The 14,242-nt window shown below is 56.7% G+C and carries 15 protein-coding genes and 1 pseudogene; 8 read left to right on the top strand and 8 right to left on the bottom strand.

Annotated elements, in window-relative coordinates; genetic code table 11:
- Positions 1 to 29 precede the first annotated feature (29 nt).
- The 3 genes and pseudogenes from ROLI_RS00125 to ROLI_RS00135 all read right to left on the bottom strand — a co-directional run bounded on the left by ROLI_RS00125 (position 30) and on the right by ROLI_RS00135 (position 3,485).
- The gene (locus tag ROLI_RS00125) at positions 30 to 641 is read right to left on the bottom strand and encodes a recombinase family protein (RefSeq protein ID WP_187432253.1); all 612 of its coding nucleotides are present in this window, start codon (positions 639 to 641) and stop codon (positions 30 to 32) included.
- A gap of 133 nt (positions 642 to 774) precedes the next feature.
- Positions 775 to 2,801 (bottom strand): annotated as a pseudogene (locus ROLI_RS00130) (Tn3 family transposase); the annotation flags it as partial.
- Positions 2,802 to 3,485: an IS6 family transposase gene (locus ROLI_RS00135; RefSeq protein WP_338469208.1), complete on the bottom strand. Its 684-nt coding sequence runs from the start codon at positions 3,483 to 3,485 to the stop codon at positions 2,802 to 2,804.
- 223 nt (positions 3,486 to 3,708) lie between these two features.
- On the opposite strand from ROLI_RS00135, the gene ROLI_RS00140 reads away from it, so the two are divergent.
- A complete protein-coding gene (locus ROLI_RS00140) occupies positions 3,709 to 5,022 on the top strand; it encodes a sorbosone dehydrogenase family protein (RefSeq protein ID WP_262386549.1) in 1,314 nt (437 codons plus the stop codon).
- Positions 5,023 to 5,111: 89 nt separating this feature from the next.
- Here the strand turns inward: ROLI_RS00140 and ROLI_RS00145 are convergent, their stop codons facing one another.
- Complete coding sequence (locus ROLI_RS00145) at positions 5,112 to 5,501, bottom strand: hypothetical protein (RefSeq protein WP_187430721.1); 390 nt, start codon at positions 5,499 to 5,501, stop codon at positions 5,112 to 5,114.
- A 680-nt stretch (positions 5,502 to 6,181) separates the two neighbouring features.
- On the opposite strand from ROLI_RS00145, the gene ROLI_RS23760 reads away from it, so the two are divergent.
- Positions 6,182 to 6,379, top strand: coding sequence for a tyrosine-type recombinase/integrase (locus tag ROLI_RS23760; protein ID WP_350340421.1), 198 nt, complete (start codon positions 6,182 to 6,184; stop codon positions 6,377 to 6,379).
- A gap of 199 nt (positions 6,380 to 6,578) precedes the next feature.
- Positions 6,579 to 7,457 (top strand): phosphoserine phosphatase SerB, encoded by an 879-nt coding sequence (gene serB / locus ROLI_RS00155; RefSeq protein WP_187430720.1) that lies wholly within the window; start codon positions 6,579 to 6,581, stop codon positions 7,455 to 7,457.
- Positions 7,458 to 7,471: 14 nt separating this feature from the next.
- On the opposite strand, the gene ROLI_RS00160 is transcribed toward serB, so the two are convergent.
- Positions 7,472 to 8,452 carry an asparaginase gene (locus ROLI_RS00160; RefSeq protein ID WP_187430719.1) on the bottom strand — a complete coding sequence of 327 codons (981 nt, stop codon included), beginning with the start codon at positions 8,450 to 8,452 and terminating at the stop codon, positions 7,472 to 7,474.
- Positions 8,453 to 8,630: 178 nt separating this feature from the next.
- Between ROLI_RS00160 and ROLI_RS00165 the strand changes: the two genes are divergently transcribed.
- The 3 genes from ROLI_RS00165 (at position 8,631) to ROLI_RS00175 (ending at position 11,153) form a co-directional block, all read left to right on the top strand.
- A complete protein-coding gene (locus tag ROLI_RS00165; RefSeq protein ID WP_187430718.1) occupies positions 8,631 to 9,161 on the top strand; it encodes an invasion associated locus B family protein in 531 nt (176 codons plus the stop codon).
- 76 nt (positions 9,162 to 9,237) lie between these two features.
- Positions 9,238 to 10,422: a 23S rRNA (adenine(2503)-C(2))-methyltransferase RlmN gene (gene rlmN, locus ROLI_RS00170; protein ID WP_187430717.1), complete on the top strand. Its 1,185-nt coding sequence runs from the start codon at positions 9,238 to 9,240 to the stop codon at positions 10,420 to 10,422.
- On the top strand, positions 10,422 to 11,153 hold the full coding sequence (locus ROLI_RS00175) for a DsbA family protein (RefSeq protein WP_187430716.1): 732 nt from the start codon (positions 10,422 to 10,424) through the stop codon (positions 11,151 to 11,153). The genes rlmN and ROLI_RS00175 overlap by 1 nt, the downstream gene beginning before the upstream one ends.
- Before the next feature lie 20 nt (positions 11,154 to 11,173).
- Here the strand turns inward: ROLI_RS00175 and ROLI_RS00180 are convergent, their stop codons facing one another.
- The 3 genes from ROLI_RS00180 to ROLI_RS00190 form a co-directional block, all read right to left on the bottom strand.
- On the bottom strand, positions 11,174 to 11,503 hold the full coding sequence (locus ROLI_RS00180; RefSeq protein ID WP_187430715.1) for a phage holin family protein: 330 nt from the start codon (positions 11,501 to 11,503) through the stop codon (positions 11,174 to 11,176).
- Position 11,504: 1 nt separating this feature from the next.
- Positions 11,505 to 11,861: a YqjD family protein gene (locus tag ROLI_RS00185; protein WP_187430714.1), complete on the bottom strand. Its 357-nt coding sequence runs from the start codon at positions 11,859 to 11,861 to the stop codon at positions 11,505 to 11,507.
- An 89-nt stretch (positions 11,862 to 11,950) separates the two neighbouring features.
- On the bottom strand, positions 11,951 to 12,793 hold the full coding sequence (locus ROLI_RS00190) for a TIGR00730 family Rossman fold protein (protein WP_187430713.1): 843 nt from the start codon (positions 12,791 to 12,793) through the stop codon (positions 11,951 to 11,953).
- Between the two features lie 155 nt (positions 12,794 to 12,948).
- Between ROLI_RS00190 and dapD the strand changes: the two genes are divergently transcribed.
- Together dapD and ROLI_RS00200 are read left to right on the top strand one after the other, a co-directional pair.
- Positions 12,949 to 13,776 carry a 2,3,4,5-tetrahydropyridine-2,6-dicarboxylate N-succinyltransferase gene (dapD, locus tag ROLI_RS00195; protein WP_187430712.1) on the top strand — a complete coding sequence of 276 codons (828 nt, stop codon included), beginning with the start codon at positions 12,949 to 12,951 and terminating at the stop codon, positions 13,774 to 13,776.
- Positions 13,777 to 13,863: 87 nt separating this feature from the next.
- The gene (locus ROLI_RS00200; protein ID WP_187430711.1) at positions 13,864 to 14,217 is read left to right on the top strand and encodes a hypothetical protein; all 354 of its coding nucleotides are present in this window, start codon (positions 13,864 to 13,866) and stop codon (positions 14,215 to 14,217) included.
- Positions 14,218 to 14,242: the final 25 nt, after the last annotated feature.

Here is a 14,242-nt window from a genome sequence, read left to right on the forward strand (position 1 = left end):
TCTGCTCCGGCTGAGTGTTAAATCCTACGCTAAGGATTGAGCACGCGTTTTCCGTAGTCTTGAAGATTTCCATTTGGGTTGACGTAGCGGTAAAGCGTGACGGGCTTCACGGCTAATTCCTTGCAGAGCTCAAAAACTGACGTGTCACGGTTTGCCATTGCGGCTTGCGCCATGCGCACTTGGGCTTTTGATGACGCGAATTTCCATCCGCCTTTTCTGCCCCGCGCTCGGGCGGCAGCTAATCCAGCCATTGTGCGTTCGCGGATCAATTCACTTTCAAATTCAGCTAGAGTAGCGAAGATGCCGAAGGACAACCGGCCAGCGGCTGTTGTTGTGTAGATTTGCGGCCCTTGGCCGGTCAGCACTTTGAGACCGATACCGCGATCTGACAGTGTGGTAACGGTCTTGACCAAGTGGTGAAGGCTGCGGCCAAGGCGGTCCAGTCTCCAGATAACCAGCACGTCGCCGTTCCGAAGAGCCTTGAGGCAGGTTTCGAGTCCGGGCCGGTCATCTTTCTTTCCCGACGCCTGATCCGAATAGATCTGGTCATCCGGCGCGTCGGCGGCGAGCAGGGCATCGTGTTGCAGGTCGAGCGTCTGGCTGCCGTCTGCTTTGGAGACGCGGGCATAGCCGATCAGCATGTTTCACAAACGAACGTTTGAGATACTTGATCCGGTTGGTGGCATTCGGGCACTGAGCATGCTCCTTAACCCATATCACAATCAAAAATGGACAATCCCCTATTAGAAAGCAAAAGAAACATGGCGACACTACCGCCATGGGTAAGGCAGATTGTGCCTTTATCACCATGGCCAATGCCCGGTTGATCGCATCACTTCCAATATGCCAGCGTGACAGGCGCGAGAGCTGGTAATAATCATGTGTGTTTGTAGCTTCAGCCATTTTGCTGAGTCCCAGATTAAGACCTTCTGCGAGCAGGACATTCAATAGCCCAATTCTGCCCTTGCAGGGTGCGCCCGTGCGCAGATGGGTGAACGCATCGGTAAAACCCGTGGCCTCGTCCACTTCCAGCAGCATGTCTGTAATCCGTACATCCGGCAGACGTCGGTAGAGATCAAGGACAAGCTCATCTGTTTCAGCAGAAACGGCGGCGGTCAGGCGGTCAATTTTCAGGATGCCATTCTCAATGGAACCACCCGGACTGGCACCGGCTTTGGCGGCGGCTAGGCGTTTCAGGCCCTGCGCCATACGCGCTTTGCAGTCATTCAGCCATTACTCAGGATCGAACAGAACCGTTAAACAGGGCGTGGCCTTCCCTGTTTCAATCGGCACCAAAGCCTGCTTCAGATCGCCGTAGCGCCGGGAGTGTGATAGCCAGATATCGCCGGACCGGAAGGCATCACGCAGGTGGGACATTACTGCAACCTCCCATAGCCGGTGGCCATCAGATTCTTGTACATTGAGATGATGATGCCATTTTGAGTTGCGTTGCAAGAAGGTCCTGGGCTTTTCTGCTACATCTTTGTTTTTCCTGATGATACTGGCGGCGGCCATCAACGGTTCCGCAACTGTTGCCGCCTTGATGTCCAGCGCTCGCAGCATTCGCAGTGCATAGCGACGGAACCGGTGATAGCCCTGTCCTACATGGGTCAAAGGCTCGGCTGACATGGTATCGCCCAGCTGCGCCGCCGTTGCCACAAGGCCTTCCAGCTTGTGCCATCCACAGGCGGTTGCAACAGCCGGATCAAGCGGCGCATCATCGTCTTTTGCTTCGAGCAATGCCGCGCCCAGACGTTTAAAAGAGCGCAGAGTGTCCTGCAGTGATGTCTTTGCGCCATTGATCTGTGCATCGCATTGTTTCTTCGTATCCGGCCAGATCTTGCCAACAATCCGGTCATGGTTTTCCACAATTGCGTCGGCAATGTCAGCGCGCCACTCCACGGTGCAAACTGCAAGAATGGCCAGCCGTCGATCGCTGGAAATATCCCGTAAACCATCTGTAAAGTAGCGCTCGCCCTGGCGGCGAAGGCGGGTCACCTAGTGCGGTGGGACGCCGTCCAACACATCAAGGGATAGCTCAATGCCTTGCAAAAACTCCAGCCGATCCAGCAATCGGCTGATGTCGGCCGAGTTCTTACCAACCTCAAATTGGCGCAGCCAGATCAACCGGCTTACCCGACCATCTGCGCTTTCAGCCAGCAGAGTATCAAGCTGGGGTTCTATTGGGCCACTCAGGCGATCGACGATACGTGTTTCAATCCGTCGTTCAGCGGCGACAAGGGCGTCAGCGCATAGGCGTTCTATGACCGATATTCCAGGCAGCATGATCTGCGCGCCTTGACATTGCTTTACCAAGCGCCGGGCCAAATCCTTGTTTGAGCCCGCCACCTCAGCTTCCCTTACAAGCCAAGCCTTCAGATCGCCTGCGCCCCGCCCGGAAAACATTTTGTACCCGTAGATATCGCGCAGGGCAGCGAGATGCTCATGACGCGTTTCTTCGCGGGCAGCATACCCCATTAGATCATCGGGTTTCAGGCCCAGCTGTGCGGCAAGTAACCGTGATATCTCCTGAGGGATTACTTCACCTGGCACAAGCAAGCGCCCGGGGAAACGCAACGCGCAAAGCTGCAAAGCTGCAAAGTAAAACCGAAACGGTAGTGTGAACGGCGTCTCGTGTGAATGTATTCAAGGTCATCATCCGCCAATGTGTAGTGGCGCAGCAATGAGGGTTCGTCCGTAGGCAGGTCAAAAATAGCAGAGCGCTGGCGCTTCGTTAGAATGGTGCGAGGTTGTGTCGCAAACTTTGTCGTGAGGCGAGATGGGGCCTCGCTAGGATACAATTATCCAGCGAGCTCGGCAAACTGTTCGAAGCCGGACAACCCTGGTCGGTCGAATTGTCCTTTGCGGATCATGTGGGCGACTTCGATGCCCGCCAGAGTGGACGCGGCTGAATTGAACGATTTGAAGGTCTGCATAGGGCGGGTGATCTTTTTTATGAAACGGTGGTCCTGTTCGATAATATTATTGAGATATTTCACCTGCAGAATCTCGATCAGCCAACACCAGTTATGCATCACCAGCAGGCAATTCATGTTGAACAGACCGACCGCGTTTGATCCGCTCTTGTCGATAAAAACCTTGTCCGGCCAGCCGTTACTGGCGATCACCTTGGCGAAGAATGCGGTTGCTGCCGCCTCATCACGTCGCTCGGACAGCATGAAATCAAGGGTATTGCCGTATTTGTCTATCGCTCGATAGAGATATGTCCACTGGCCTTTGACCTTGATATAGGTTTCGTCCATCCGCCAAGATCGACCGGTCGACGCCTTCTGACAACGCGCCTCACCGGCAACGGCGACAGAATATTTCTCGACCCATCGATTAAGCGTTGCATGATCAACATCGACGCCGCACTCGTTCATGATTTCTTCGAGATCCCGATACGATACCGCAAACCGAACGTAGAAATAGACCGCGTATAGGATCACCGATTTCGGAAAATGCGCGCCTTTGAAACTGATCAATCGTTTAAACCTTGAATGAGATGTCGAAAGGCTGCCCGATGAACGTCACTGCCGAGAAGTGCAACAGGGCTCCAAAAGTTTGCGACACTACCCGGGCAGTGCCCATGGCGTGTTTTGCTGTTTACTTTACGAGCCAAGCAAACTTTCTCTTGACGCTCAAGTTGTATTCGTTCGAGCATTGGACCTCATAACGTCAAAAAGTGAAGACGAATTGGAGGATACTATGAAAAAGCAGCTTTTATCAGCTGTCGTGGCACTCAGCGTGATGACGACAGCATCCGCTGCATGGTCAGACGGACACCAAGGAGCGATGGACGTACCCAAAATCACTTCATCGGTTGTCTTGGAGGGGCGGGAAGCTCCTTGGGACATGGCTTTCTTGCCGGACGGTACAATGTTCTTCACTGAAAAATGCGGCGGTCTTTCTGTAAGAACGAAAGATGGCACCGTAAATGCTCTGTACGGAATGAAGGATTCCGAGGGCTTTTCAGATGCCGGTAGTGATCTGTTCTGCGAAGGGCAAGCCGGTATGCTTGGCGTGGTAGCAGATAGGCATTTCGCGAAAAATCGTACCCTGTATGTCTATTCGAGTTCATCCAAATATCACGGCGATGGCTGCAAGACCAATTTCGAGAGGTGTGACGGCAACATCGTAATGAGGTTCAAGGTCAGCGAAGACCTGAAAAGCGTGTCTGACAGGACCGATATTGTTACAGATATTCAATATAAGTCGTTTGACTCCGATCAGCCCTTTGGCGGACCGGGGGCCCATAACGGCGGTAGAATCCGCATTGGACCCGGCGGCTATCTCTGGGTCGCTGGTGGTGATCGTCACAGAGGGATTTGTCCGCAGGACGGAACACTCCTTTGTGGCAAAGTTCTTAGGATCGATGCGGATGGAAATGCTCACCCGGACAACAATCCCCCCGAAGGTTTTGACAAGCGCATCTACACTTACGGGCACAGAAACGTTCAAGGGATAGATTTCCGCCCAAGCGACGGAAAGGCTTTCACGGCAGAGCATGGCCCGTGGCATAACGACGAAATCACAGCACTTGTAAACGGTGGTAACGCCGGATGGGATCCCGCTCAGAACACAGGTGGCAGAGGTGAGTGCCCGGATCAGTACTGTGGTTATGAGCCGAACCAGCTGGACGCTGTTGACCCAGCGATACGTGCTGCGTACACGCCAATGAGTGACACGCGTTTTGATGACTTGATGCCAGCCACTTGGAACAACAATGGGTACTCTCAAGGCACTGGTTCCGCCGCCTTTCTCAGAGGCGAGAATTGGGGCATCTACGAGGGCCGCTTGGCAGTCGGCATTATGGGTATCGCTTTTGGGGATACGCCAGCAGGCTCAAGAATTGACCTGATCAGCATTACGCCTGACGGCTTGGGTATTAATGGAATCACTCGGATGCCTCTCGGGTTTTCGGCGAGATTCCGTGGTCTCGTGATGGGGCCGGACAATGCGTTATACGTCGCCACTGACGAGGGCGAAATCTACAAAGTAACAGCAGAAAGCATGAAGTAGTTTTTCAAAAGAGACTCCGCGCTATGGAAGTGGCGCGGGTGTTTTGTTGAATGTTTTGGACGAAATGACGCCGTTAGAATACGCCCAAATCAATTGCCCGCGAACAGGGTGTCGGGCAACTCGTAGCGCTGACCGTCAACATGAATCACGTGGATACCGTACTTGAGGCTCCAATCGGCATTGGTGCCGACACCGGACATTGTTACGCTTGCCTTCAGGAATTTACTACCTTCGAATAAGAGTCCCCGCTCGAAGCCATTCGCGAAAACCACCGTCACCGTGGTTTTCCCTTTCTCATCCCGTTTGATGCGGTAGCTGCATTGACCAAGCGACTCGCCACGTTCCTGGGCGCACGCAATTGATTTCGGCGTGTTGTTGTCAGCCGAAGACATCGGTGATTTATCTTGTTGTTCGGCGGACGCCTCCACCGTGCCAAGCAAAACGACAGCACATATACAACTCAGGATTGGCGTCTTCATTTCAACTTGTCCCCGTAACTCACTTTTGAAGTTCAGGTTTCGTGCAATGCGTCACCGTCCCGGTCAATCATAGCAACTCGCCAAACTACTCTTCCCTGATCCTTGGTTCGTCGGGGAGCAGGATGCGCTGTTTGATACTCTTTGCACAAGGAACATTCAAATTTGATCAGTAAGCGGTGCGGCGAAACCAGCTTCCTGAAGGCACCCCAAGGGGCAATCTTTCCACCCACAAAAGCCCCCGCGCAGCGCAGGCGTTAAGAAAGCGCGGCTGCTGGTTCCTGTTCTTGCCCGCCCTACTCCCGCGACCTCAACCCCACCTCTCGCGACATTGCTGCGCAATACCCTGCCGGGCAATGATCGAGATGGCTTTCTCAAAGCTCAAAGCCCATCTGAGACGGATCGGACCAAAAACGTTTGATACAAACTTCCAGGCCCTCGGCGACATTTGTGATCTGTTTGATCCAAGCGAATGCTGGAACCTCCTCAAAGCTGCCGGATATGCCTCAGATTAAATGCAAAATGCTTTAATCGCGCTCACAGTGCGAGAACATTGATCAGCTTGCGCACCTGTCGCCGCCAGTCATTGCGACACTGGCAAACAGTCCCTCAAACCGCAAACCCGACAGTCTGGTGTTTCAGTACGCCTCTGCTGAAAGTGTGGGACAGGTCTGAACAATGTTATTGAGCGTGCAGGTATCGAAAAGCTGTCACCCCACTGTTGTCGCCACGGCTTTGCTACCTCAATGTTGCAAGCTGGGATAGACCCCAAGACTGTTGCGTTGCGGGGTGGCTGGAAAGATGTTGGAACAGTCATGAAGTTCTATGCCCATGCGATGGATGATCCGACCGTCACAGATGCGCTTTTTGGCACAAAATAGACACAAGACAAAAGCAAGGTGTAACCAAGTATCTGTAAATAAAAGGAAATATAACAATGACTTGGACCCTTTGTTAGGGAACGGTATCCCGCCGCCAAACCTATGGCACTTGCGGCTCTGGTACAACGGGAAAAACGGGGCTAGAACGCCGCAAATTCGCTTTTTTGCGACACACCTGCTCCGATCGGAAACCTGACTTATGTATACTGCCACTCTTCTGTGCGCACCGGCGCTACGAAACCTTGAACCGGCTTTCGTAACCGCGCTGCGCAATGCCTGGGGCGGCGGAGATGTCATCTGGTTGGCGCCGGATGAGGCGGCTGAGTTTTCACTCGCTCAGATTCGGGGCAACCGCTGGGATGTTTGGCGAGAGGCGCAGAAACGGGGTGTCGATCTGATCGTGCAACCAACTGAAAACCGTGTCAAAAAAATGCTCCTGGCCGACATGGACAGCACGATGATCCAACAGGAATGCATTGATGAACTGGCGGATGAGGCCGGTGTCGGTGACAGGGTCAAGGACATCACCGCGCGGGCCATGAATGGGGAGCTGGACTTCGAGGAGGCATTGCGCGCACGCGTCGGTCTCTTGTGCGGTCTGCCGATCCCAACGATCCGGAAGGTTCTTGAAGAGCGCATCACATATATGCCGGGCGGTGCCGTATTATTGGCTACGATGAAGGCGCAGGGCTGCTATGCGGCGTTGGTCTCCGGTGGGTTTACGGATTTCACGGCGGCTGTTGCGACCAGGCTCGGCTTTGATGAAAACCGCGCGAATACGCTTGTCTCAGAGGGGGGCGCTTTGACGGGCGAGGTCGGCACACCGATTTTAGGCAGGCAAGCCAAGGTTGACGCTCTGGTCGAGATCACAACCCGTCTGGGATTGACGGAAGCGGATGTGCTTGCGGTCGGGGACGGCGCAAATGATTTGGGCATGTTGGCGCGGGCCGGTACGGGGGTTGCCCTTCATGCCAAACCCTCTGTTGCGGCGCAATGTGACGTTCGCATCAACCATGGCGACCTCACCGCGCTCCTGTTCCTGCAAGGCTATGCCAGCAGCGATTTTATCACTCCCTGAACGGGCGTATATGGTCATAACAACGCGGATGCGGCCCTGACCCAGCCGGTTTGCACCTTGCGGCGATTGGTAATGGGTGCGTTGAGCCGCTTGCGCGTTGCCGCATGGTCGGACTCCAAAACGCCCAGCTTCACAAGAATGGCCGCAATGGCGCATTCCGCGGCGCGTGTCGTGCCATCGGCGATCTTCAGCGCGATCCCCAGTTTCTGCTCCGGCAGGATCGCGGTGAAAAAACCCTCGGCACCGGTTTTGACCGCAACCTTGCCCTCCATCGCGCGCATCAGTTCGCTACAGGCGCGACCCTCTCCGGCGACCAGATCGGGATGCAGACGCATCGCCTCATGTAGCCGTGTTTCGGCGCTCCCCGTCGGTGCGGCGGCGAAATGTGCCATGGCGCGCGCAACCCCATGCAGGCTGGCGGCGTAATTGGGTGCTGAACACCCATCAATGCCATAGCCGGGCGAAGTTTCCCGCGTCGTCGCCTCGAAGGCCTCAAGGCAGGCGCGCTGCACCGGATGGTCCGGGTCGATGTATTCGGGACCCGCGTCAAGATGGTGGGACAGGGTCAGGAACCCCGCGTGCTTGCCGGAGCAATTATTATGGCACTGGCCAGGGGCTCCGTGATCGCAGATCAGCTTTTCGCGCGCTGTTCGATCATCCGGCATCTGTGGCCCGCATCGCAACGCCGCATCGCTCAGCCCAAGCGTGCCGAGCCAGGCCTCGACCCGGCGAGTGTGAATGGCGGCACCATTGTGGGAGGCACAGGCCAGGGCCAGTTGCTCGGTGCTCAGACCGGCGCGATCCGCAGCCCCGGACGTGATCAGCGGCAAGGCCTGTATCATCTTGGTGGAACTGCGTGACAGAACGATCTTGTCCGGGTCCCCCCAGGCCTGCACGATCTGGCCGCCCGCATCACAGATCACCGCATGGCCAGAATGGGCGCTCTCCAGAAAATCGCCGCGCCACATTTCGACCATTGGAGTGGCTTGCGTCATTTTATCCCTCATGATTTTGGCAAAAACCTGCTAATCGCTCTTTCGTGCATCGCGGATTTTGCGTTACTGTGCCAGTTGTCGAGAAGTTTACCCGGTCCTGCAAGAGAGCGCACCGAAAAAGGTGCGCCGGGCGGATCGCGGATATATTGAGGCTATGGGCGGCTGGAGGCTGTTAGATATGCGGATGAATGGAATTTTTATTGGGCTGGTTGCGGCTTTGGCCTTGTCAGGTGCTGCTGTGCAAGCGCAGGGACAGAGCAGTAACCTGGTCGCGGAAAAGACCGATTGGAGCGTGTTCGAGGATACCAACCCCAAGGAATGCTGGGGTGTTGCGGTGCCCGACAAGACGGTCAACACCCGCGATGGGCGTGTCGTGGCCGTCACGCGGGGTGATATTTTGCTGATGGTGCTGTTCCGTCCGGCCGCCAATGCGAAGGCGCAGGTGACGTTCAACGGCGGCTATCCATTCGCCAGCGGGTCCAAGGTCAACCTCAACATCAGCGGTTCGGATTTTGCATTGTTCACGGATGGCGAATGGGCCTGGCCCGAGAATGAAGCCGAAGACGCAAAGATCGTGGCGGCGATGAAAAAGGGTGCGAATGCCGTGGTGTCGGGCGTGTCGACACGCGGTACGAAAACCGAAGATACGTTTTCCCTGCTCGGCTTCACCGCAGCCCTTGAAGAGGCCGAAAAGCGCTGCGCCGGTTAATGATCCGGGTGTTTTCCTTTTGATCCTGGCGCAAACCTCTATATAGGGGCCAATCTTCGCCACGTTAGGAATCGCCATGTCCGCCTCCGCGCCGATTACGCAAGACGTCCACACCATGCCGCGCAAATTGCCGGAGGGACCGGTGAACCTTGTCGGGCTCACGCGCTCGGGCATGCGGGATGTTCTGATTGCCGCCGGTACGCCGGAGAAACAGGCCAAGATGCGCGTCGGGCAGATCTGGCAATGGATCTATCAATGGGGCGTGCGTGATTTCGACCTGATGACGAACCTGTCCAAGGCGTTTCGTGCCGATCTCAAAGAGCGTTTCGTGATTGAGGTGCCGGAGGTCGTGTCCAAACAGGTCAGCGAGGATGGCACGCGCAAATACCTCGTGCGCATCGCGGGCGGGCATGAGGTGGAGGTTGTCTATATCCCCGAAGAGGGACGCGGGACTTTATGTGTGTCTTCGCAGGTGGGCTGCACCCTGACCTGTTCGTTTTGTCATACCGGCACGCAGAAGTTGGTGCGCAACCTGACCGCCGGTGAAATCGTCGGCCAGATCATGATGGCACGCGACGATCTGGATGAATGGCCCGAGACGGGGACACGTACCTATGAAGCGCGGTTGCTGAGCAATATCGTGCTGATGGGCATGGGCGAGCCGCTTTATAATTTCGAAAACGTGCGCGATGCGATGAAGATCGCGATGGACCCTGAGGGTATCCAGTTGAGCCGTCGCCGTATCACCCTGAGCACATCCGGTGTTGTGCCCGAGATTGCGCGCACGGCGCAAGAGATCGGTTGCCAGCTTGCCATCAGTTTCCATGCCACCACCGATGAGGTGCGCGACAAGCTGGTGCCAATCAACAAGAAATGGAATTTGGAGGTGCTGCTGGAAGCGCTGCGCAGCTATCCCAAAGTGTCCAATTCCGAGCGGATTACCTTTGAATATGTGATGCTGAAAGGGGTGAATGACAGTGACGCAGACGCGCATCGGCTGATCAAACTGATCGAGGGCATCCCGGCCAAGATCAACCTGATCCCGTTTAATGAGTGGCCCGGCGCGCCCTATGAACGCTCCTCCAACAACCGCATCCGTGCTTTTGCGGACATCGTTTATAATGCGGGCTACGCCTCGCCCGTGCGCACGCCGCGCGGTGAGGACATCATGGCGGCCTGTGGCCAGTTAAAATCCGCAACCGAGCGCGCGCGCAAGTCCCGCCGCCAGATCGAGGCAGACGCGGGTATGACGGGCGCCTAATGCGGCGCAGGGACGCCTTGGTCATTGGTGGTATTTTCGCGGTCGCCATTGCCATTCCACCTTTTTTGCGGCGGCGTGAGCAGGCGTTTGAGTTTTCCGACCTGCCCGGAATGCCGGGATTTCGCCGGTTAGAGCGCGGCAACATCAGCGGTGCACCGGATTTTTTCACCGGACTGCAAACGCCACAGGAAATCGCTGCAAACGGGCGGTTGCCGCAGAACCTGTGTCGCGCCGTTTTTCCAGAAAAAGCGATGCCGGGGCGCGTTCCGGTTGCGGTTTTCAGCGATTATTATTGCCCCTATTGCGCCGTTTTGGACAAGCGATTGGCCGATTTGGAGGCCGGGGGCGCTTTGATTGATCTTAGATTTCACGAGCTGCCGCTCCTCGGGGAGCGGTCGCGTTGGGCCGCGCGCGTGGCCTTGGCCGCCAGCACGCAGCATGATCACAAGGCAATTCACCTCGATATGATGCAGCGCATCCTGCGCCCTGCGATAGCCGGTGTCAGGGACGTTGCGGACCGTTTCGACCTCGATGCGCAGCGCATCATGAAGGAGGCGCGAAGCGGGGCAATGGATTTGCGGATCGAGGATGCCTTGGCGCTCGGACGCGCTTTGGGTATTCCCGGCACACCCGGTGCGATGATCGGGCGTACGCTTGTTATCGGCGCGCTGCCCGAACGCGATTTGAGCCACCTCATTGATCTGGAAGCGGGCGCTCCAAGTTGCGCCTGATCCAGCCTATCGGAGGGTTGCTAGCGTGTTTGCTTTACCGCCATGCCCTGCGCCATGCCCTGCATGAAGGCCGCTGCGATGGGCGGCATCGCTTCTTGTTTGGCTGCGCTGTCATCTGATGAGCGGGGTTTGTTCGGCGCTCCTGCCAGCCACGTGATGATCAGACCCGTACCGAAGAAGCCGCCCCCCATGATGGCGCAGGCGGTGATTGGATCGGTCTGGGTCAGCAGGAGCATAAAGACCGATGCGCTCAGGAAACCAAGGCCGACGAGTGCCAGGACCGCGCCAATACCACCCAGCGCGAAACGCTGAGCGGTTTGACGGATCCGATGTTGCAGGCGATCCAACATGTCAGGACCTGCGTGCTGTCATCATGCCAAAGAGGAAGCCCAAGCCAGCAGCAATTCCAACGGCCATCGCCGGTTGCTGGCGCACCGAATCTTCGGCCTTGTGATAAGCCGCTTCGGCATCGGAATAGAGCTTTTCTCCCGTTTCAACGGCTCTTGTCTGCGCTGTCTCGACCGATTGAGTGGCAGAGGCCTTAACAGCCTTGGCCCGGTTTTTGGCCTCCTGTGCCGCGTCGTCTTTCTTGTCCTTTGCCAACTCTGACATCAGCCCGGTCAGAGCCGCGATGTCTTCTTTGATTGTGTCAATCTGGGCGGTGACATCTGTAACTTCTGTTTTGCCGTTGGTGCGTGCTTGTGCCATGTTTAGAGCCTCCAATTAAAATTCACGACCTCAGGGGGTGCGTGAGTGACTGTTCGGAAGGTCAACGCCCTGTGTCTGGAAAAGGTTCCCTAGCCGCGCCCCGGTAATTTATCCCGTGTCGGCAATTCCTGCCAGTTTTCGATCAGATGCATGGCCTCGGACGCGCTGTCGACAAAGCGAAAGAGCGACAGGTCCTCATCCGAAATCGTCCCCGCATCCGCCAGGACCTCCCAGTTGATGATCCCTTCCCAGAACGCGCGCCCAAAGAGCAAAACCGGCACCGGCTGCATGCGCCCGGTCTGGATCAGGGTGAGGGCCTCAAACAATTCATCGAGCGTACCAAAACCACCCGGAAAGACGCAGATCGCACGCGCGCGCATCAGGAAATGCATCTTGCGGATCGCGAAATAGTGGAAATTGAAACACAGTTCCGGCGTCACATATTCATTTGGGGCCTGTTCATGCGGCAGCACGATGTTCAACCCGATGGAATGGCCGCCCGCATCAAGGGCACCGCGATTGCCGGCTTCCATCACACCGGGACCGCCGCCCGTGACGATGACATTCTCGCGCCCGTCGCTTTGCAGGCTCTTGAGTGTCATGAGCCGAGAAAATTCGCGCGCTTCGTCATAGAAATGCGACAGATCCGCCAGCGTCCTGGTGCGGGCCTTGTCCTTATTTGCCGGGCTGGGAATACGCGCACCGCCAAACAACACGATGGTGCTGGTGATCCTATGCGCATCCAGCATCATTTCCGGTTTCAGCAGTTCCAGTTGCAACCGCACCGGGCGCAATTCTTCGCGGCACATGAAATCATCATCGGCAAAGGCTAGACGATAAGCGGGCGCGCGGGTTTGCGGCGTGTCCGGAACCTCCCTGGTGGCATCACGGTCTGTATGCGCATCACGCAAGGGGTGTCGGGATTTGTTCATCACGTTTTCTCCGGAAACTCGATTTGTGGCAGGGGGACATGTTGTGCCCCAAGATGCAATGGCTTTGGCGCGCGCGGCGGGGTCGTGAGTGATTGCGTGCACCGTCCAGCGCTTGTATAGGCCGTGCATTAACATTCTTTTCCTTTGGGGGCCTTATGTCCAACGCACAGCTTGAAACCGCCATCGAAGCCGCCTGGGAGGCGCGTGACACGATCACCCCAGCCACCACCGGCGAGACCCGCGACGCCATCGAAGACACGTTGGCGGCACTCGACAGCGGCAAGCTGCGTGTTGCGGAAAAGCAGGCAAGCGGTGACTGGCATGTGAACCAATGGGCGAAAAAGGCCGTTCTGTTGGGATTCCGCATCAAGGATATGGAACGTCAGGGCGGTGGCCCGCAGGAAGGCGGCTGGTGGGATAAGGTCGATAGCAAATTTGCGGGCTGGGGCGACAATCAGTGGAAAGCGGCCGGATTTCGCGCCGTGCCCAATTGCGTGGTGCGCAAATCCGCGTTTATCGCGCCGGGTGTTGTGTTGATGCCATCGTTCGTGAACCTCGGCGCCTATGTCGATGAGGGCACGATGGTTGATACCTGGGCGACCGTCGGTTCCTGCGCGCAGATCGGCAAGAACGTACATCTGTCGGGCGGTGTGGGCATCGGCGGCGTGCTGGAACCCATGCAGGCGGGGCCGACGATCATTGAGGATAACTGTTTTATCGGCGCGCGTTCCGAGGTGGTTGAGGGCTGCATCGTGCGCGAAGGGTCGGTGTTGGGCATGGGCGTTTTCATCGGTAAATCGACCAAGATTGTGGACCGCGAAACCGGCGAATTTACCTATGGCGAGGTGCCGTCTGGATCTGTGGTTGTGGCGGGCTCAATGCCGTCCAAGAATGGCGTAAACCTCTATTGCGCGGTGATCGTGAAGAAGGTGGATGCCCAGACCCGTTCGAAAACCTCGATCAATGAGCTGCTGCGCGACTAAGGCCGGCGGGGAGACCCGAGGCTGTTCCGCCTCGGGTGCCTTGGCTCTGTGATGTCTTCTGGAGCGCTTTGTAAGGATCGAGATCGCATGGCAACAGACAAGAAACCCTCCCGGCAACAGGTCTTTACGCTTGTGGTGCAGATCGGGCGTAAAAGCGGTGACGGCTTGCCCGAGAAGGCCACCGGCGCGGGGCTGGTGGTGTTTGCCAGCGGCATTGATGAGGCCGAAGCCGTGCGCGAAACCGTGGCCGTTCTGAAACAGGCCGAGACCGCACCGCTTGATGTGACCGGATACGGCACGCTTGAGGAACGCCTCGCGGAAGGCCATGAGATCGACGACGAAGAGCGCGGGTTGATGCAGCGCGCGCTCGATGAAAACGCCGTGATCATTGCGCAGATGGAGCCGTTTTACGGCACCCACCCCGAGGTTGACGCGGATTAACCGCCGTTGTTTTGCGCGCTGGCTC

The sequence above is a fragment of the Roseobacter fucihabitans genome, from assembly GCF_014337925.2.
In the GTDB taxonomy this organism is placed as follows: domain Bacteria; phylum Pseudomonadota; class Alphaproteobacteria; order Rhodobacterales; family Rhodobacteraceae; genus Roseobacter; species Roseobacter fucihabitans.